16 protein-coding genes and 1 tRNA gene are annotated in these 17199 nt (G+C 62.6%); 3 read left to right on the forward strand and 14 right to left on the reverse strand.

What is annotated here, in order from left to right:
- The first annotated feature begins 63 nt into the window (after window positions 1-63).
- The 3 genes from I6E81_RS11595 to I6E81_RS11605 all read left to right on the forward strand — a co-directional run bounded on the left by I6E81_RS11595 (window position 64) and on the right by I6E81_RS11605 (window position 2889).
- Window positions 64-444 (forward strand): YidH family protein, encoded by a 381-nt coding sequence (locus I6E81_RS11595; protein ID WP_197107834.1) that lies wholly within the window; start codon window positions 64-66, stop codon window positions 442-444.
- Complete coding sequence (locus I6E81_RS11600) at window positions 441-806, forward strand: DUF202 domain-containing protein (protein ID WP_197107836.1); 366 nt, start codon at window positions 441-443, stop codon at window positions 804-806. The genes I6E81_RS11595 and I6E81_RS11600 overlap by 4 nt, the downstream gene beginning before the upstream one ends.
- A 211-nt stretch (window positions 807-1017) precedes the next feature.
- Complete coding sequence (locus I6E81_RS11605; RefSeq protein WP_197107845.1) at window positions 1018-2889, forward strand: ABC transporter ATP-binding protein; 1872 nt, start codon at window positions 1018-1020, stop codon at window positions 2887-2889.
- Window positions 2890-3006: 117 nt separating this feature from the next.
- Here I6E81_RS11605 and I6E81_RS11610 read toward each other — a convergent pair whose 3' ends face one another.
- The 14 genes from I6E81_RS11610 to I6E81_RS11675 all read right to left on the reverse strand — a co-directional run bounded on the left by I6E81_RS11610 (window position 3007) and on the right by I6E81_RS11675 (window position 17189).
- Window positions 3007-3807 (reverse strand): RNA methyltransferase, encoded by an 801-nt coding sequence (locus I6E81_RS11610; protein ID WP_197107847.1) that lies wholly within the window; start codon window positions 3805-3807, stop codon window positions 3007-3009.
- Window position 3808: 1 nt separating this feature from the next.
- Window positions 3809-4357: a hypothetical protein gene (locus tag I6E81_RS11615; RefSeq protein WP_197107848.1), complete on the reverse strand. Its 549-nt coding sequence runs from the start codon at window positions 4355-4357 to the stop codon at window positions 3809-3811.
- 7 nt (window positions 4358-4364) lie between these two features.
- On the reverse strand, window positions 4365-4949 hold the full coding sequence (locus tag I6E81_RS11620) for an isochorismatase family protein (RefSeq protein ID WP_197107850.1): 585 nt from the start codon (window positions 4947-4949) through the stop codon (window positions 4365-4367).
- Window positions 4950-4996: 47 nt separating this feature from the next.
- The gene (locus I6E81_RS11625; RefSeq protein WP_197107860.1) at window positions 4997-6421 is read right to left on the reverse strand and encodes a D-alanyl-D-alanine carboxypeptidase; all 1425 of its coding nucleotides are present in this window, start codon (window positions 6419-6421) and stop codon (window positions 4997-4999) included.
- A gap of 45 nt (window positions 6422-6466) precedes the next feature.
- A complete protein-coding gene (locus I6E81_RS11630; protein WP_197107862.1) occupies window positions 6467-7321 on the reverse strand; it encodes a hypothetical protein in 855 nt (284 codons plus the stop codon).
- 215 nt (window positions 7322-7536) lie between these two features.
- Entirely contained in the window at window positions 7537-8310 is a 774-nt protein-coding gene (locus I6E81_RS11635; protein ID WP_197107864.1) for a 1-acyl-sn-glycerol-3-phosphate acyltransferase, read from the reverse strand.
- 89 nt (window positions 8311-8399) lie between these two features.
- Window positions 8400-8472, reverse strand: a tRNA-Thr gene (locus I6E81_RS11640).
- Window positions 8473-8551: 79 nt separating this feature from the next.
- Window positions 8552-10120, reverse strand: a complete 1569-nt coding sequence (locus tag I6E81_RS14570; protein WP_197107873.1) for an alpha/beta hydrolase — start codon at window positions 10118-10120, stop codon at window positions 8552-8554.
- Window positions 10121-10136: 16 nt separating this feature from the next.
- Complete coding sequence (locus I6E81_RS11650) at window positions 10137-11678, reverse strand: alpha/beta hydrolase (RefSeq protein ID WP_197107881.1); 1542 nt, start codon at window positions 11676-11678, stop codon at window positions 10137-10139.
- A complete protein-coding gene (locus I6E81_RS11655; protein ID WP_197107883.1) occupies window positions 11675-12841 on the reverse strand; it encodes a DNA polymerase III subunit delta' in 1167 nt (388 codons plus the stop codon). Before I6E81_RS11655 ends, I6E81_RS11650 begins: the two co-directional genes overlap by 4 nt.
- 9 nt (window positions 12842-12850) lie before the next feature.
- Entirely contained in the window at window positions 12851-13480 is a 630-nt protein-coding gene (tmk, locus tag I6E81_RS11660) for a dTMP kinase (RefSeq protein WP_197107885.1), read from the reverse strand.
- A gap of 1 nt (window position 13481) precedes the next feature.
- On the reverse strand, window positions 13482-16373 hold the full coding sequence (topA, locus tag I6E81_RS11665; RefSeq protein ID WP_197107887.1) for a type I DNA topoisomerase: 2892 nt from the start codon (window positions 16371-16373) through the stop codon (window positions 13482-13484).
- Between the two features lie 82 nt (window positions 16374-16455).
- Window positions 16456-16857 (reverse strand): Rv3654c family TadE-like protein, encoded by a 402-nt coding sequence (locus I6E81_RS11670; protein ID WP_231600034.1) that lies wholly within the window; start codon window positions 16855-16857, stop codon window positions 16456-16458.
- Window positions 16854-17189 carry a TadE family type IV pilus minor pilin gene (locus I6E81_RS11675; RefSeq protein ID WP_197107889.1) on the reverse strand — a complete coding sequence of 112 codons (336 nt, stop codon included), beginning with the start codon at window positions 17187-17189 and terminating at the stop codon, window positions 16854-16856. The genes I6E81_RS11670 and I6E81_RS11675 overlap by 4 nt, the downstream gene beginning before the upstream one ends.
- Window positions 17190-17199 lie beyond the last annotated feature (10 nt).

Here is a 17199-nt window from a genome sequence, read left to right on the forward strand (position 1 = left end):
AAGCGTCGCAACCGGGGATGACCCGGAAGCCAGACGCTAGGATCGACGCATGAAGGATCGCTCGTGACCGAACCAGTACAGCCGCCTCCTCGCCGCTTTCCGCGCCGCGTCTACGGCGTCGGCACTGAGCCGGATGCCCGCTTCAGCCTGGCGAACGAGCGCACGTTCTTGGCGTGGATTCGCACCGCCCTCGCGCTGATCGCTGCGGGTGTCGCGCTGGAGGCATTCGTGTTGCCGATCGCTCCCGGGTTCCGGCTCGGGGCATCCGTGCTGCTGATTCTGTTGGGCGTACTTGCCCCGATGCAGGCCTGGTTCGGCTGGATGAAGGCCGAGCAGTCGCTGCGTCTCGGACGCCCGCTGCCCTCCCCTAACCTTGCTGGCCCGATCGGCGGCGGCGTTGTCGTGGCCGGACTGCTGCTCGCGATCGGTATCCTCCTCCAGTGACGCGCGCCTTCGACCGCCCCTTCGATGCCGGCCTGCAAGCGGAACGCACCGCCCTCGCCTGGCAGCGCACCGTACTGTCGTTTGCCATCGCCGCGCTCGTCTCCGCGCGACTCCTTCTCAACACCGTCAGCATCGGCAGCTACGCCGTGGCAGCGCTCGGACTCATCATGACCGCCGTGCTGTTCTGGGTCGGGCATCGTAGATACCGCGCCGTGCATACGAAGCTCGTTCAGGCATCCACTGATCGGATTCGACTGACAAGTGCGGCGCCCCTGTTCCTGTGGGCGCTTGCCGTTTTCGTGCTCGCCGTCGTCGGCGCTGTCTTCGCCGCGCTGGGTATCGTCGCGACACTAGAGCCTTAGCCACGTCCGCGCTCGGCGCGAGCAGCCGTGCCTCCCGCCAGCGACCTCTTTTCACCACCCACCGGCGTAGCAACATCCGCACAGATACACCGGATGTTGTACGCAGCGCCCAGACAGAAGGCTTAGTGTTTTAGAGGCTGATTGCTGATGCCGATGTCGCTGAACACTCGCGGCACCTCCGCCCTACATTTTTGGGACAACGAGAAACTTCATGAGCTCGACTTCACACACCTCTGCACCTCGCCGCGGACGTTCTGGATCACGCGACAATCCCGACGACGGCCCCCGCGCCAAGTTCAGCGAACTGTTCCCGTATCTGCTGGAGCACCGCAAAGTTCTGATCTTCGTGATCATCCTCAGCATCCTCGGCGCCGGCGCTTCGCTCGCCCAACCACTGCTCGTCAGCCAGGTCATCACGATCGTCGAGGCCGGCGAATCGCTCGGCACTCTCGTGTGGCTACTCATCGGCCTCGTCGTCATCTCGGGCCTCATCAGCGGCTACCAGCACTACCTCCTCCAGCGCACCGGCGAAGGTGTCGTGCTCTCGAGCCGTCGCCGCTTGGTGAGCCGGATGCTCAACCTCCCCATTTCGGAGTTCGACCGTCGCCGCACCGGTGACCTCGTCTCGCGTGTCGGCAGCGACACGACTCTGCTGCGCGCGGTGCTGACGCAGGGACTCGTCGAAGCCATCGGTGGCTCGATCACCTTCATCGGCGCGCTCATCGCGATGCTCATCATCGACCCCGTGCTGCTCGGCCTCACCGTGCTCGTGATCGCCATCGCCGTCGTCACCGTCACGACGCTCTCGAAGCGCATCCGTGTCGCCAGCCAGCGCGCTCAGCGCAAGGTCGGCGACCTGGCCGCAGCCGTGGAGCGCGCGATCTCCGCCGTGCGCACGCTGCGAGCATCCAACGCCACCGAGCGTGAAATCGAGGCCGTGAACGAAGACGCTCTCGGTGCGTGGAAGATGGGCATCAGCGTCGCCAAAATCTCGGCACTCGTTGTTCCGATTGCCGGAATTGCCCTGCAGGTCTCATTCCTCGTCGTGCTCGGCGTGGGCGGCTACCGCGTGGCCAGCGGCGCCATTGAGATCGCTGACCTCGTCGCGTTCATCCTGTTCCTGTTCCTCATGATCATGCCGCTCGGCCAAGCCTTCGGCGCGGTCACCGCGGTCAACCAGGCTCTCGGTGCGCTCGGCCGCATCCAAGAAATCATCAAGCTGCCCAGCGAGCTCGAATCCGACGCTGACGTGGTTGCTGTCGCCAGCATCGAATCGGATGCCGCCATCACTTTCGACAACGTCGAATTCTCGTACCCCCGCGACTCAGTGCTCGTGCAAGCCGAAACGGAACTGGCCTCACTCAAGCACGGCGGCACCGAAGCTGCCGCCGACGAGATCGACCTCACCGTTCTACGCGGAGTCAGCTTCGCCGTGAAGCGCGGCGAACGCACCGCTATCGTCGGCCCCTCGGGCGCCGGCAAGAGCACCATCCTCGCCCTCGTCGAGCGCTTCTATGATCCAACGGGCGGTGTTGTGCGTCTCGGTGGCGACGACCTCCGCGCCCTCAACCGTGAAGAGTTGCGCGCGCAAATTGGCTACGTCGAACAAGATGCGCCCGTGCTCGCCGGCACCATCCGCCAAAACCTTCTCATCGGTGCGCCCAACGCGACCGACGAAGAATGCGTCAACGTCATCGCTGCGGTGAACCTCACCGGTGTGCTCGACCGCAACCCTGCTGGTTTGGATGCCGCTGTCGGCGAAGACGGAGTGATGCTCTCTGGCGGTGAGCGTCAGCGTCTCGCGATCGCCCGCACGCTGCTCGCTGCTCCCCCGATTCTGCTGCTCGACGAATCGACCTCCAGCTTGGACGGCCTCAACGAGCAAATGCTCCGCGAAGCCATTGACGCTGTTGCCGAGAACCGCACGCTCATCGTGATCGCGCACCGTCTCTCGACCGTCGTCGACTCCGACCAGATCGTCGTGCTCGACAAGGGCAAGGTCGTGGGCGTCGGCACGCACTCCGAGCTCGTGAAGTCGACCCCGCTCTACAAGGACCTCGCTAAGCACCAGTTGCTCGTCTAGCGGCTCGCGGGTGTGCTGCTTCGGTGGTGCACCCGCCCGCTAGCACGCGGCCCGCTCAGCTGTGGAGGCACGCGGCTGCTGCTGCTCCGCGCTGCTGTTGCGGCTCTACTGCAGCGGCTACTCGACCGCGAGCGCGAACATCGCGACCGCAGCGGTCGCCGCAACGTTGAGCGAGTCGATGCCGTGACGCATCGGAATCTGCACGATCGTATCGGCGGCATCGATGGCCTCGCGAGTGAGGCCGTGGCCCTCGGTGCCCAGCACGAGCGCCACCTTCTCGGGAGCATCCGCCGCATAGTCACGCAGCGACACCGCACCGTCCTCGAGGGCTAGGGCCGCAATCTGAAAGCCGGATGCCGTGAGCAGTGCGCGAGTGTCTGTCCAGTTGCCGATGCGAGTCCACGGCACCTGCAGCACGGTTCCCATCGAGACGCGGATTGCGCGGCGGTAGAACGGGTCGGAGCACTGCTCGGTGACGAGCACGGCATCCGCCCCGATGCCCGCGACCGAGCGGAAGATCGCGCCCACGTTGGTGGGATCAACGACGTTTTCGAGAATGACGATGCGGCGAGCATCCGCCAGCAAAGCTTCGGGCGTCGGCAGCGGCGGGCGGTGCATCGACGCGATGACGCCGCGGTGCAGCACGTAGCCGGTCAGCTCGGCGAGCAGCGAGCCGTCGCCAGTGAAAATGGGAACGTCGTCGCCCACGAGCTCGACGATCTCGTCAACAGAGGTGCCGAGCGCGAGCACCGAGCGCACCCGGTGGCCGGAGCGCAATGCGCGCTGCAACACGAGGGTGGACTCGGCAAGGTAGAGACCGTGTTCGGTTCCCTGTGCTTTGCGCAGCGCCACATCGGTCTGATGCGAGTAGTCAGCGAGCCGCGGATCGCTGAGCTCGGTGACGGGGATCACGGGCAAACTAAAGCTCCCGACTCACGCGAATGAGAATCACGGTTCGCCCATCGGCACGCTGCCCGCTCGCGGCCTCGAAGCCGGGGCCAGTGACCGACTCGACGCCTTGGTAGAGCAGGAGGTTGTCGAGCCCAAGCGCATCCGCTTCGGCTGCCCACGACAGCGTCGGTGCGACCCGGTAATCACCGGACCGCAACGGGTCGGCAGCACCCTCCGGCACGACGACAGTGGCGTAGAGCAACCCGTAAGAGCCTTCAACGGTGGCGTATTGCACGCTCTCGACTTTGGCTTCTGCGGGAAGGTCGATCTGGGAGAACTCGGCGATCTGGTCAAGAGACACATCGCTGCAGGTGCCATCAGAGGCATCGCATAGCGTTGCGGTCGTGGGCCAGATGGCAGTAAACAGTGCGGCACCACCAGCCACGGCGATCCCGATGACAAGACCCAGGCCCACAAGCAGGGCAAGCAACCGCCAGCCCAAACCTTTGCTGGGCGGGAGAACTTCAGACTCGGCCACGAAGCCGGGAAGCTGAAGCTCTTCGGGAGAATCCGTCATTCGCGCATCACGCTTCGTGAGAGACGAGCGTGATGCCCGTCTCTGCCATCGTGGCCAGAGCGGCCGTGCTCGACTCGGGGGCGACACCAGCGACTAGCCCGGTCAGCACCGATACCTCGCGGCCGCTACCCGCGGCATCCAGAGCAGAAGCAAGAACGCAGTAGTCGGTTGCGAGCCCGGCGACGTCAATAGTGTCTACGCCAAGGCGCTGCAGCAACGCCGGCAGCGTTTCATCATCGTCCGTCGTGCCCTCAAAGATCGAATACGCCGGAACTCCCTGCCCTTTGCGCACGTGCACGTTCACGAGCGAGGTATCGAGGGCGGAGTGGTATTCCGCACCGGGCGTGCCTGCCACGCAGTGAACCGGCCACGTGTCGACGAAGTTGGGTTCGGCATCCGTCGCAAAGTGGCCACCGTTGCTGTTGTCAGCATCGTGCCAATCGCGGGAGGCGATCACGACATCGTAGCGATCAGGATTGGCCCGCAGATAGTCGGTGATTCCGGCCGCCACAGCGGCACCGCCGTCGACGCCTAATGCGCCACCCTCGGTGAAATCGTTCTGGACATCAATGATGAAGAGTGCAGCAACCACGCTGCCAGTCTAAGTCGCGCAGGCCGCACCTGGCCGCGCAGAGCGCCCTAGTAGTTGGAGAGATTGCTTCCGCAGGTATAGACGCCGGCAACGAGGTTGTCGAGCGCGGTGCGTGCGTCGGTGGAGATGCCCTCGCCGATCGAGTAGAACGCGAAAGCCAGCTGAGTGCCGTCCTCGGCAAATAGCACGCCACCGAGGGAGTGCTCTTGGTTGGTCCACCCCGACTTAGCAGCCACGTGACCGGATGCCGCAGCGGCATCACCCTCAAAACGGTTGTAGAGGTCACCGCTTTCGCCTCCGACCGGAAGCATCGATAGCGCTGTCGCGATTGCGCCACTGCCCGATGTCCCTGCCGCCATGAACTGTGCGACAAACAAAGGCGGGACTTGGTTCTTGGGGCTCAACCCGGAGCCATCAGTGATGGTGATGCTTCCGGCATCATCGAGTCCGGCATCCGACAGCACGCTTTGGATGGCCTGGTTCAGAGTGCTTGCAGCGCCGCTGAGACCCTGCTGCTTAGAGACGAGGCGGGCAAGCGACTCAGCCAAGGAGTCATCGCCACTGATCAGCATCTGCTCGACGAGCACACTGATGGGCTGCGACTTTACTTCAGCCAGCACGGTGGAACCGACCGCGGCGCCGTTCGAGAACGTGACGGCGGGCAAACCAGCGGCTTGAGCGAATGCTTGGCCAGCAGACTGCACGGGATCGGTGCCGCGCGGGCTGATCGCAATAGTGGGGTCAGCGCGATCCCCATTCACCATGAGCGCGGTGACATACGAGTGGTACCCGCCGGTGCGTTCACGCTCGGGCCAATTGGAATCCCAGGCATCACTCGTGTTCCACAGCGTGGAGTCGAGCACGATCTCGGTGATCGGAACACCGGGATGAAGCTCTTCGTACCGTGTCATTGCCTGCGAGGCGAGATCTGAAATCTGGGGAGCGTCACGATAGTACGACGCATTGGTCGTCGCGAGGGTCGGGTCACCACCACCCACCAGCACGATCACGCCAGCTGATGAACCGTCGACAACTTTGGTACTGATACGGGTGTCAGCGCCAAGAGCCTGAAGCGCTGCAGCCGCCGTCATCGCCGTCACGATGTGCGCGGGGCTGGCCGCTTTGTCGGCAGAACGGCCCCACAGCACGTCGCCCGTAGCGGCATCCGTCACTACGCCGACAAGCGAGGGGAAGGTCGCGACCGTAGCAAGTGCGTCAACAGAACACGTGCGCACCGCTATCGCCCCGGGGGTAACATCCGGTTGGCTCCGCTGCTCTGCAGTGACTTCGTCTGGGGTGACATCAACTGCCGAGTTAGCGGAGCCAACCGAAATTCCGGCGAATACTGCTACTACTGCGAGTAGTACGAATACAACCGCCGCAACCGTCACCGTGGATGCGGTGGGGTGCTGAGTTATAAACGCGCGTATTCCTCCCGGCGCTTTTGGCTCACTACTGGCTGAATCAGTCACCCGGTTATAGTACCCGGATGTTCCAACCCAGCGCTTCGAGTGGGCCTAGCAGTACGTCCATCGTGCTGCAGCGCGGGTAAAGCTATAGGGCTCATCGATTCCGCCATGGGTCATGGCAAAGGCGATGCAGGCACCACCGGTGCTGACACCGGGGCGGTAAAGCGATGCGCGGTGAGAATATGATTCCCACCACTTGGATGCGACAGTGGCGCCGCTGTTTCCCGAACCGCCAGCAAGGTTTCCATCGCAACCACGAGCGGCAACACCGTCGGAGCGCGTGGTGCCGTTGTGGCCCCAGCCGTCGAGCGGGTTCGAGCTTGGCGATTCTGCCATCCAGAAGAGGCGCTCTTCCATGCAGGAGTCGTAGCGGAAGTTCGACAGCGCGATGGGCTGCAAGCAGTTAGCAACGCGGATCGAATTGTAGGCATAGGCGAAGGATGCAAGGTCGCCCGAAGTCGTGCCGGCGACACCCTGTGATGAGCTACGGCTTGGCGCGCCAGAGACGCCGCCACCAACATTGCCCGGGCAGGACTGGCCTGCGGAAGCGTACGCTGCACGGATCTGCTCAACGGATGCGGTCCCCGTCGATGCGACAGCGATCGGCTTCGGCTTCGGCACGGCCTTCTGAGCGAGGTGCTCGGAGTCAGTGGTCAGCGACTTAGCTTCAGCCTTGATTGCTGCAGCCAGTGACTCTTCGGTGACGCGTTCGATACTGGCAATCGCGACGACATCGACCGACTCTTCGAGCGGCGCTGTGGCGGTAGATGCAAACAGCGGCGACCGTGCGGCGGCGCTAGCGGTTGCACTGTCAGTAAGACCAGGTCCGCCTCCCCCGACGAACGGTACTACTCCAACAATTACGACGGTAACTAAGGCCGTTAAGAACGGAACTCTCCCCATGAAAAATCGCCCCCCAGACGAATAGATAGGATGCAGACCCCTCTGCTTCCTGCTGCCAAAGCTAGGCGCGAACGCAGCGTTCCACAAGGGAAAAACCCCGGAAACATGGGGAAATACCCGTTAATGGGGGGTCTGGGTGACGGGTCTATCCTCTGTTTGGGGGACACCCTCGTGGCCCGAGACTGCCACTATCGGCGCTGGGGACAATGGGTGCCTTATTTGTGTTTACGTGCCGCTTCTGCGCGTCGCAGATCACGTTCGGCATCGGCCACTGCCGCCTCGTCTGGCGTCGGCGCAGTTCCGCCGAGGTGCCGCGGCTGCCACCACTGACCTGTGCCGTCGAGGGGGTAGGCCTTCTGTGCCGTTTCGAGCAGCCCCTCCATTGTTCTCTTGAGCCGCGCGGTTGCCGTAGTCGCGTCATCCGTCGTCGCAACCATCATCGGGTCCCCGACGACCATCACGATCGGGATGCCCACGCGTTCGCGCAACGTGATCTTGCGGTTCTTCGTCATGAGGCGCTGCCCACCCCACAGCGCGATAGGGATCACAGGAACCCCTGCCTCTGCCGCCAAACGCACAGCACCAGTTTTGAAATCGCGGATGGTGAAGGATGCACTCACTCCGGCTTCGGGAAACACCCCAATGAGTTCCCCGGTGCGCAGCGCTGTAACCGCGGAGGCGTAGGCGCTAGCGCCAGCCTTCATATCGACGGGGATGTGCTTCATGTTCCGCATGAACGAACCGACCACGCGTTTTTCGAACACGCTCTTCTTCGCCATGAATCGAATGCGACGGTGATTGTGCAGCCATAACGCCCACTCGACGAGCGCGAATTCGAGGTAACCGAAGTGGGTCATCGCGAATACGGCCCCACCCTCGGCGGGCAAATTCTGCGATCCGATGACGGTGCGCCGCACGCGAAGCGCGCCGAACATGGCGCGGCCAGCGCCGATGGCTGCTGTGTAGATGGGTTCGTTGCGGTACTTCATACCCCCAGCTTAAGACTCCGGTATGAGAGTTTGCCGCCACCACAACGCACAACGAGGGCCAGATTTCTCTGACCCTCGTGAGTGAACGGAGCCGCCTGTCAGAATCGAACTGACGACCTTCTCATTACGAGTGAGATGCTCTACCAACTGAGCTAAGGCGGCCGGCCACATTTTCATGAGGCACAGCAAGATAGCTTAGCCGAAGTTTTCGGGCCCGAAAGCCCACAACGCCAACTGGCCGTTATGCGTCACAATTTGGATCGTCGTTAGGCACGACGCCGTTGATGAAATAGGCGTCGACAGCCCCGTCGATGCAGCCGACACCACCGTTGTAGGCAGTGTGTCCTTCACCGTTGTAGGTGATGAGTTGGGCGCTCTCTAGCTGCTCGCTAAGCGCGACTCCCCACTCGTAGGGCGTCGCCGGGTCGCCCGTGGTGGAGATGATCAGTACGGGCGGTGCCCCTTCACCGGTCAGCTCCGTGATCTCGGGCCCGATGTATTTGTACGGCCAGTTCAGGCAGGTCAGATCCCCCGTTGGTGGAAACTCCCGGTACGTCGTTGGCGAGGCCTCGCGCATGAGTTCCTGCTGCTTCACGAGCACCGCCGGGTCAGTCTCCACGGGGTAATCAACGCAGTAGATCGCGATGAACGCTTCAAGTGAGTTGTCGGTGTAGCTGCCGTCAATGTCGCGGCTGTAATAGAAGTCGGCAAGGAAGAAAGCGGTATCCGTTTCACCCCGTGCTGCCTCCGAGAAAAGATCGTTCAGGAACGGCCAGGAATCCTGAGAGTAAAGAGCTGTACTCATGGCAATATCGAGCACTCCGGCATCCATCATGCGTCCATCATGGGCAGCAATCGGATTCGCGTCATAGCGGTCGTAGAGTTCGCGGATCGTCGCTAACGCAGCATCCACTCCGCCGGTGAATGCGCAGTCATCGAATGACGTCGGGCAGGCCGCCAAATAGTTTTCGAGCGCGCGCTGGAAACCGGTCGTCTGAACGCGCCCGACCTCGAACACCGAAATCGAGGAATCGGTGGCGCCGTCAAGCACAATGCGGCCGACATTCTGGGGGAAGTTCTCGATGTAGTACGAACCAATATCGCTGCCATACGAGTAACCCAAGTACTGCAGCTTCTCGTCGCCCACAATCGCGCGCAACATATCGAGGTCGTGCACTGTGCTCTGAGTGTCAATGAACTGGAGGATCTCGCCCGTGTTCTCGAGGCACGCCTGGCCGAAATCGATGGCCGCTTGCTCGCTCTCGGCAAGCCACTCGTCACTGCCAACCGCTGAATCCGGAATACCGAAAATGAAGTCATCGAGTCCCGCGTCGTCGAGGCACGTCACGGGAGTCGAACGGCCAACCCCGCGAGGGTCCCAGCCGATCACATCGTAGTTCTCGCGCAGGTTCGCACTCACCGCAAAATCGACATCGTCGTGGATGAGATCAAAACCTGAGGCGCCCGGCCCACCCGGGTTCACGAACAGCGAGCCCATGCTTTGCCCGGTCGCTTGATGGCGGGCCATGGCGATCTCGATATCAGTTTCCGGAGACGGGTTTGCCCAATCCATCGGAGCAATTGCCGTCGCACACTGAGCGCCGTTATCGCAATCAACCCACGTGAGAACCTGCTCGTAGTAGGGAGCGAGTTCCTCCGACACGGTCTCCCCCGTCGGCTCCGACGTCTGCGGGAAAAGCCCCGAGAAAAGGTTCGCGCACCCGCTCAGAACGAGGGTGAGTGCGAGAGCCGGCACCACAAGGGCAAACCTGCGAGCGCGAGAGGCTGGGGCGGCGGCGATGAAGTTCACCGCATGAGCCTAGCGGTTAGCAGTTCGGATCGGCGCTCGGAACTTCACCCCTGAGGAGAAAGTCTTCTACCGCCGCGTTGACGCACTCATTCGACTTGTTATACGCCGTGTGACCTTCACCGTTGTAGGTGATTAGGTGACCCGAATCGAGGTTGTCGGCAACAGTTTGCGCCCAGATGTACGGCGTCGCCGGGTCATTCGTCGTGCCGATCACCAACATGTCGGCCGCACCAGGGGCAGCAATGGCCACGCGGTCCCGCTTCGCCTCAACAGGCCAGTTCGCGCAACCGGGGTCACCGTACGACATCTGCGGACCAAAGACCGGCGCCGCGACGGCAAGCTCAGCCGCCCGCGCACGCATGCTGTCGTTATCGGCCGGCTCACGGGCATCCAAACAATTGATCGCTATGAACGCTTCTGTTTGATTTTCGGCATATGTGCCGTCAGCGCTGCGGCCGTTGTAGTTGTCGGCCAAATCGAAGGCGATGCTGGCGTCGCCCCTCATTACCGAGTCGAAAAGTTGGCGAAGATACGCCCAGTTATCTTGACTGTAGAGCGGCAAAATGATCGCCGTGAACATGGTTGCACTGCCCAATTTGCGGCCGTCAGCATTCGTGAGCGGGCTCGCGTCGAGGCGGTCGAGCAGCGTGCGAATTGTTGTGCGCGACTGCTCCACCGAACCGGTGAACGGGCAATCGCTCGCACCAGCGCAGTCAGCCAAGAACGCGTCAAGCGCACCCTCGAAGCCTTCCGCTTGCGCCTTAGTGGCCTCGAATTCGGATGCCTCGGGGTCGACAGCACCGTCAAGCACAAGTCGCCCGGTCTTCTCCGGGAACAACTCGGCATAGACCTGGCCGAGCAACGTTCCGTAGGAGTAGCCCAAATAGTTGAGCGTCTCATCGCCCAGGGCAGCGCGCAGCATGTCGAGGTCGCGAGCAGCACTGGGGGTATCGACGAAGCCCAACAGCTCCCCCGTCTCTTCGCTACAGCGCTGAGCAAACTGAGCGGAGGCATCGGTCGCCGCGGCAATCCATTCGTCGCTGCCCTTCTCGCCCGGGGTGATCCCATAAATGTACTCATCGAGCTCAGCCGGGTCGGAATAACACGACACCGGCGTCGAACGATTCACACCCCGAGGGTCAAAACCGACCACATCGAACTGGGACTGAAGCGCCTCGCTGGTGGCGTAATCCACACTGTCGGCAACGAAATCGAAGCCGGAACCGCCCGGACCGCCGGGGTTCACCAGCAGCGACCCAATGCGGTCGTTGCCGCGTGCGGTCTGACGCACAAGGGCTAACTCGATCGTGTCTCCCTCGGGGCTTTCCCAATCCACCGGTGCGATAGCGGTAGCGCACTGCAGATCGTCTCCGCAGCTCGCCCACTCGAGCACCTGGTGGTAGAACTTCGTCAGGTTCGGCGCGACAGCCTCTTGCGTCGGCGTCGACGTTGTGCCGGCTGCCGGTGGCATGAACCAAGAAACACAGCCGCTCAAGACGAGCGATACAGCCAGCGCGACCGAAGTCACCCCGAAGACCCGGGAGGTGCGACGGGTCATGCGCCGCGCCCCGATACAGCAACCTTCACGAGCATCGCCTCAAGGGCGAGCGCCGGAGCAACGTTGCTTTCGATACGACGGCGCGCTTCTGCAATGCCATCCATGATGGCGAGCGTCGCTGGCGCTGTCGTGCGGTTCGCTACGGCCGTGATGTTGTTGATGATGCTGAGGTTAATGAGTTCTCCCGGGGCACCGATTTGGGTCAACAGAATGTCGCGATAGAGCGACAGCAGGTCAACCATGATGCGGTCAATGCCGTCACGGAGGCTCCGAGTCGCCCGGCGCTTCTGGTCTTCTTCGAGATTCTTGAGCTGCACCCGCAGCGCCGGCGGGATAGTGCCGCCGGGGGCAACACCGAGCGAGCGAAGCGCTGACTCGCGTTCGTGGGCGTCCTTTTCCTCGGTGAGGGCCGTGGCATCCGCCTTCGACAGCTCCAGCAAGAGGGCGGCGGCGATCACAGCGTCTGAGACGGTGCGGATGTTGAGCACCGTTGTCAGCGCCTGTTCGCGTCGTTCGCGGGCCTCTGAATTGGTTGCGAGACGGTGGGCCATGCCGATGTGGCTTTGGGCTTCCCGCGCCGCGCGAAGGGCGATGTCGGGTGCGACGCCATCGCGGTCTTGCAGCAGCTGGGCGACGTCTTCGATCGCGGGGGTGCGGAGGCGAACGCTGCGCACGCGCGAACGGATGGTGGGGATGAGGTCTGCTTCGCTGGGCGCGCACAGAATCCACACGGTGCGCGGTGGCGGCTCTTCGAGTGCTTTGAGCAGAACGTTGGAGGTGCGCTCGACCATGCGGTCAGCATCCTCAATAATCATGACGCGGTAGTGACCGACCGACGGCGAAAACTGTGATGACGCGACAAGTTTGCGCACTTCATCAATCGAGATGATGACGCGTTCAGTGCTGAGCACACCGAGGTCAGGATGCGTGCGCGCGACAACCTGCTTGTAGACCGACTCTTCGGTTTCATCACCGCGTGTGCCAAGCAGCGCAGCAGCGAAGGCATAGGCGATATTGGAGCGGCCAGATCCGGGCGGCCCCGTGATCAACCAGGAGTGCGTCATCGACGACTGACCTGCACTGCCTAACGCCGACGATGAGGCAGCGGCCTCAAGAACAGCGATCGCTTCAGCTTGGCCCGTCAGGCCTTCCCACAACGACATGCGCTCAGTCTAGGCGGGTTGCGGGAGGTGGTTCTGAATGCGCTCACGGATCGTCGTGGCGATGTCGTCCACGCTGCGGGCGGCATCCACCACAAGGATGCGGTCAGGTTCTTTCGCGGCACGCTCGAGGAACGCTTCGCGCACCCGGGTGTGAAATTCTTGCTTCTCTGCTTCGAGGCGGTCATAGCGAGTGCGAGCGCTGTCAAGGCGTTTGCGGCTATCGGCAGAATCAAGATCGAGCAGCACTGTCACGTCGGGAAGCAAGTTCTGCGTAGCCCACAGCGAGAGGTCACGCACTTCGTCAGAACCGAGAACTCGACCCGCACCCTGGTAGGCCTCAGAGGAGTCGATGTAGCGATCCTGAACGACAATCTCGCCGCGTTCGAGTGCTGGCCGCACGAGCGTCGCGATGTGATGAGCGCGGTCGGCGGCATAGATGAGCGCTTCGGCGCGCGGATCCATGTCGCCACGGCGGTGCAGCACGATTTCGCGCAGCTCAAGTCCAAGATCAGTGCCACCGGGTTCGCGGGTCACGACAACGGTGTGACCGGCTTCTTCAAGCCACTTCACGAGAAGCTGCGATTGCGTCGTCTTACCGACGCCATCGCCGCCCTCGAGAGTGATAAACAATCCGGGCACGCTACTCCGCTTCAGTAGCGGCGGCGGGCTTGGGCGCAGCAGGCTTTTTCGCTGCAGGCTTCTTGGCGGCAGCGGTTTTAGCGGCGGTTGTTTTAGCCGCAGTTGTCTTAGCCGCAGTTGTCTTCGCTGCTGGTTTCTTCGCTGCCGGCTTTTTGGCGGCAGGCTTCTTGGCGGCAGGCTTCTTCGCGGCAGGCTTCTTCGCCGCTGGCTTCTTCGCAGCCGGCTTCTTCGCAGCCGTCTTGCGCTTGACCGGCCCCTTCGCTCGCTTGTCGGCGAGCAGCTGAACGGCACGCTCGAAGTCGACGTCTTCGACGGTTTCGCCGCGCGGGATAGTGGCGTTGGTGGTTCCGTCGGTTACATACGCACCAAAACGGCCATCCTTGATCTTGATCGGCTTCTCGCTGACCGGGTCAGCATCGAACTCTTTGAGAGCACTGGATGCTGCGCGGTTGCCGTACTTGGGCTGGGCGTAGAGCTCTACGGCACCGGCGACGTCGATGTCGAAGATGAGGTCTTCGCTCGTGAGCGAACGCGTTTCGACACCCTTCTTGAGGTAGGGGCCGTAGCGTCCGTTTTGTGCGGTGATCTCGACGCCGGTTTCAGGGTCGAGGCCGACCACGCGGGGCAGGCTGAGCAGTTTGAGCGCGGTGTCGAGGTCGATCGCGTCGAGCTCCATGGTCTTGAAAATGGATGCCGTGCGCGGCTTCACAACAGCAGCCTTTTTAGGCTTCTTGGCCTTCTTCACTTCGCCGGTCTTGGGGTCGATCTCTTCGACGGGCTCGGGAACAGGCTCGGGTTCTGGCTCGAGCTCGGTGACGTAGGGGCCGAAGCGGCCATCCTTCGCCACGATCTCTTTGCCGTTCTCCGGGTTGACACCGATAACACGGTCGCCGACAACGGGAGCTTCGATCAGTTCGATCGCCTTGGCAAGGGTGAGCTCGTCGGGCGCGAGCGCTTCGGGGATGTTGACCCGACGCGGCTTCTCCGGGTCGTCGCTGGGGGTCTCCAGGTAGGGGCCGTACTTTCCGATGCGCAGCGTCACGTCATCCGACAGCTTCATCGAGTTGATTTCCTTGGCATCGATTTCGCCAAGGTTGTCGATGACAGTGCGAAGGCCACGGTACTTCTCGTCACCGAAGTAGAACGACTGCAACCATTCAACGCGGTTCTGAGTTCCGCCAGCGATGCGGTCGAGGTCGTCTTCCATACCGGCGGTGAAGTCGTACTGGACGAGGTCGCCGAAGTACTCTTCGAGCAAACGGATCACGGAGAACGCAATCCAGTTGGGCACGAGTGCCTGGCCGCGCGGCGTGATGTAGCCGCGGTCGATGATCGTGGAGATGATCGACGCGTAGGTCGACGGGCGACCGATGCCGAGTTCTTCAAGCTTCTTGACGAGGCTTGCTTCGGTGTAGCGCGGGGGTGGGCTGGTCTCGTGGCCCTTCGCTTCGATGTCGAGAAGCGTGAGGGTCTGGCCTTCCTTGAGGGGAGGCAGTTTCGCTTCCTTGGGCTCAGCGGTGGCGTTACGCTCTTCGTCTTGGCCTTCTTCGTAGGCCTGCATGAAGCCGCGGAAGGTGATGATGGTTCCGCTGGCCGAGAATTCGGCAACGGGAGCTTCGCCGGCAGCGATCGTGATGGATGCCGTTGAACCCTTGGCGTCAGCCATCTGCGAGGCGACGGTGCGCTTCCAGATCAGTTCGTAGAGCTTGAAGTCGTTTCCGCGCAGCGTCGACTGAAGTTCGCTTGGCGTGCGGAAGGTGTCTCCCGAGGGGCGAATAGCTTCGTGGGCCTCTTGAGCGTTCTTGCTCTTGCTGGCGTAGACGCGGGGCTTGTCGGGCACAGCGTCTGCACCGTAGAGCGCAACGGCTTGGGTGCGGGCGGCGGTGATGGCCTGCTGCGAGAGCGACGAGGAGTCGGTTCGCATATAGGTGATGTAACCGTTTTCGTACAGCGACTGGGCAACGCTCATGGTCTGGCGGGCGGAGTAGCGCAGCTTGCGGCCGGCCTCCTGCTGCAGCGTTGAGGTGGTGAAGGGCGCTGCGGGGCGACGCGTATACGGCTTAGTCTCGACCGTTTTTACGGTGATGGTGGTGCCCGGCATCCGCAGTGCGTCTGCGAGAGTTTGCGCAGCCTTCTCGTCGAGCGCTACTGCTTCGCCCTTGAGGTTTCCGCGGTCGTCGAAGTCCCGGCCGGCAGCAACGCGCTTGCCGTCGAGGCGCACGAGCTTGGATTCGAAGCCGTTGGTTTCGCTGTCGGGCGAGAGCTGGGCGATGAGATCCCAGTAGTTGGCGGTGATGAAGGCGAGGCGTTCGCGTTCACGCTCGACGACAAGGCGGGTCGCTGCGGACTGCACGCGGCCAGCGGAAAGGCCGGGGCCGACTTTGCGCCAGAGCACGGGCGAGATTTCGTAGCCGTAGAGGCGGTCGAGGATGCGGCGGGTTTCTTGAGCGTCAACGAGGGCGGTGTCGACGTCGCGGGTGTTGTTGATGGCCGCTTCGATGGCGTCTTCGGTGATTTCGTGGAACACCATGCGCTTCACGGGAACTTTAGGCTTAAGCACCTGCAGGAGGTGCCACGCGATGGCCTCACCTTCGCGGTCCTCATCAGTTGCGAGGAAGAGTTCGTTCGCTCCGCTGAGCGCCTTCTTGAGTTCGGCGACGGTTTTCTTCTTGGCGTCGGAGACCACGTAGTAGGGCTCGAAGCCGTTGTCGACGTCGACAGAGAACTTGCCGAGGGAGCCCTTTTTGAGTTCGGGTGGCAGGTTGCGGGGTTCGACAAGGTCACGAATGTGACCGACGGACGAGAGCACGTCATAGTCGTCACCGAGATACTTGGCTATCGTCTTGGCCTTGGTGGGCGACTCGACAATGACAAGCTTTTTGGTGCCAGACACGGGACTCCTTGGGTGATGACGCACTTGACCGGTGGCAGCGCCACTATCAGCGACACAATACACACACCGACCGCTCAGTTGCCTAATCCGCCCTGGTTGGGGGTGGCCCTGCTGTGGCGCTCGTTGTGACCAGTATGCCGAGGATGCGGCGACTAGCGGTAACTGTCACGATACGCCCATCAACCACACAGTCCTCTATAAGGGAGTCATTAGCACTCGCGAGCCGCGTCGCATTGTCGCAGGGGTAGCCAGCGATGAGCCCGCTCGCGGTGTCGGCTGCGGCGAGCGCGGCAGCGTCGGTCGCCCCGGCAAGCGCGTGCCTCACACTGAGCGCCCAATAGAGAGGGATGACGAGGGCAGTGACGGCGATAACGGTGGCGATGAGACCGACCATGAGGATGGTGCCCGAACCGTGTTCGTCGTTCAGCCGGCGACGCGCAGCGCACACCGTCGCCCCAGCGCCTGCCTGCAATATGGCCATCATTGGCCTCCCGCGAGAGCGCAGCTGGTGGCACTGAGCGTAATCGGAAGCAGCCCGAGCAGTGCGTTGCGCGCGGGGGCGCTCACCGTGGCGCACACGAGGCCGTCGCGCTGATGGGAACTGAGCCGTGCTGACGTGACCAGAGCGGATGCGGTAGCCGCGACCGCGCCGGAGCTTTCGTCGCGAGCGAGGCTGCGTGCTGACACAGCTGCCGCATCCTGCAACCGGATTTGCAGCCCGGCGAGTTGCACCCCGCTGAGACAGCACACGAGGACGAGGGCGACAGCGGGCAACGCCAACGCAAACTCTGCGGTGACGCTGCCACGCTCGTTCATCGCTACTCGT

Origin of the sequence: Salinibacterium sp. NG22 (assembly GCF_015864925.1) — a bacterium.
GTDB lineage: Bacteria > Actinomycetota > Actinomycetes > Actinomycetales > Microbacteriaceae > Rhodoglobus.

Bases quoted from the DNA above. Each gene is read 5' to 3' on its own strand.
- I6E81_RS11605 (WP_197107845.1), top strand. From the start codon at position 1,018: ATGAGCTCGACTTCACACACCTCTGCACCTCGCCGCGGACGTTCTGGA.
- I6E81_RS11615 (WP_197107848.1), bottom strand. From the start codon at position 4,357: ATGACGGATTCTCCCGAAGAGCTTCAGCTTCCCGGCTTCGTGGCCGAG.
- I6E81_RS11630 (WP_197107862.1), bottom strand. From the start codon at position 7,321: ATGGGGAGAGTTCCGTTCTTAACGGCCTTAGTTACCGTCGTAATTGTT.
- I6E81_RS11635 (WP_197107864.1), bottom strand. From the start codon at position 8,310: ATGAAGTACCGCAACGAACCCATCTACACAGCAGCCATCGGCGCTGGC.
- I6E81_RS11650 (WP_197107881.1), bottom strand. From the start codon at position 11,678: ATGACCCGTCGCACCTCCCGGGTCTTCGGGGTGACTTCGGTCGCGCTG.
- I6E81_RS11655 (WP_197107883.1), bottom strand. From the start codon at position 12,841: ATGTCGTTGTGGGAAGGCCTGACGGGCCAAGCTGAAGCGATCGCTGTT.
- I6E81_RS11670 (WP_231600034.1), bottom strand. From the start codon at position 16,857: ATGATGGCCATATTGCAGGCAGGCGCTGGGGCGACGGTGTGCGCTGCG.
- I6E81_RS11675 (WP_197107889.1), bottom strand. From the start codon at position 17,189: ATGAACGAGCGTGGCAGCGTCACCGCAGAGTTTGCGTTGGCGTTGCCC.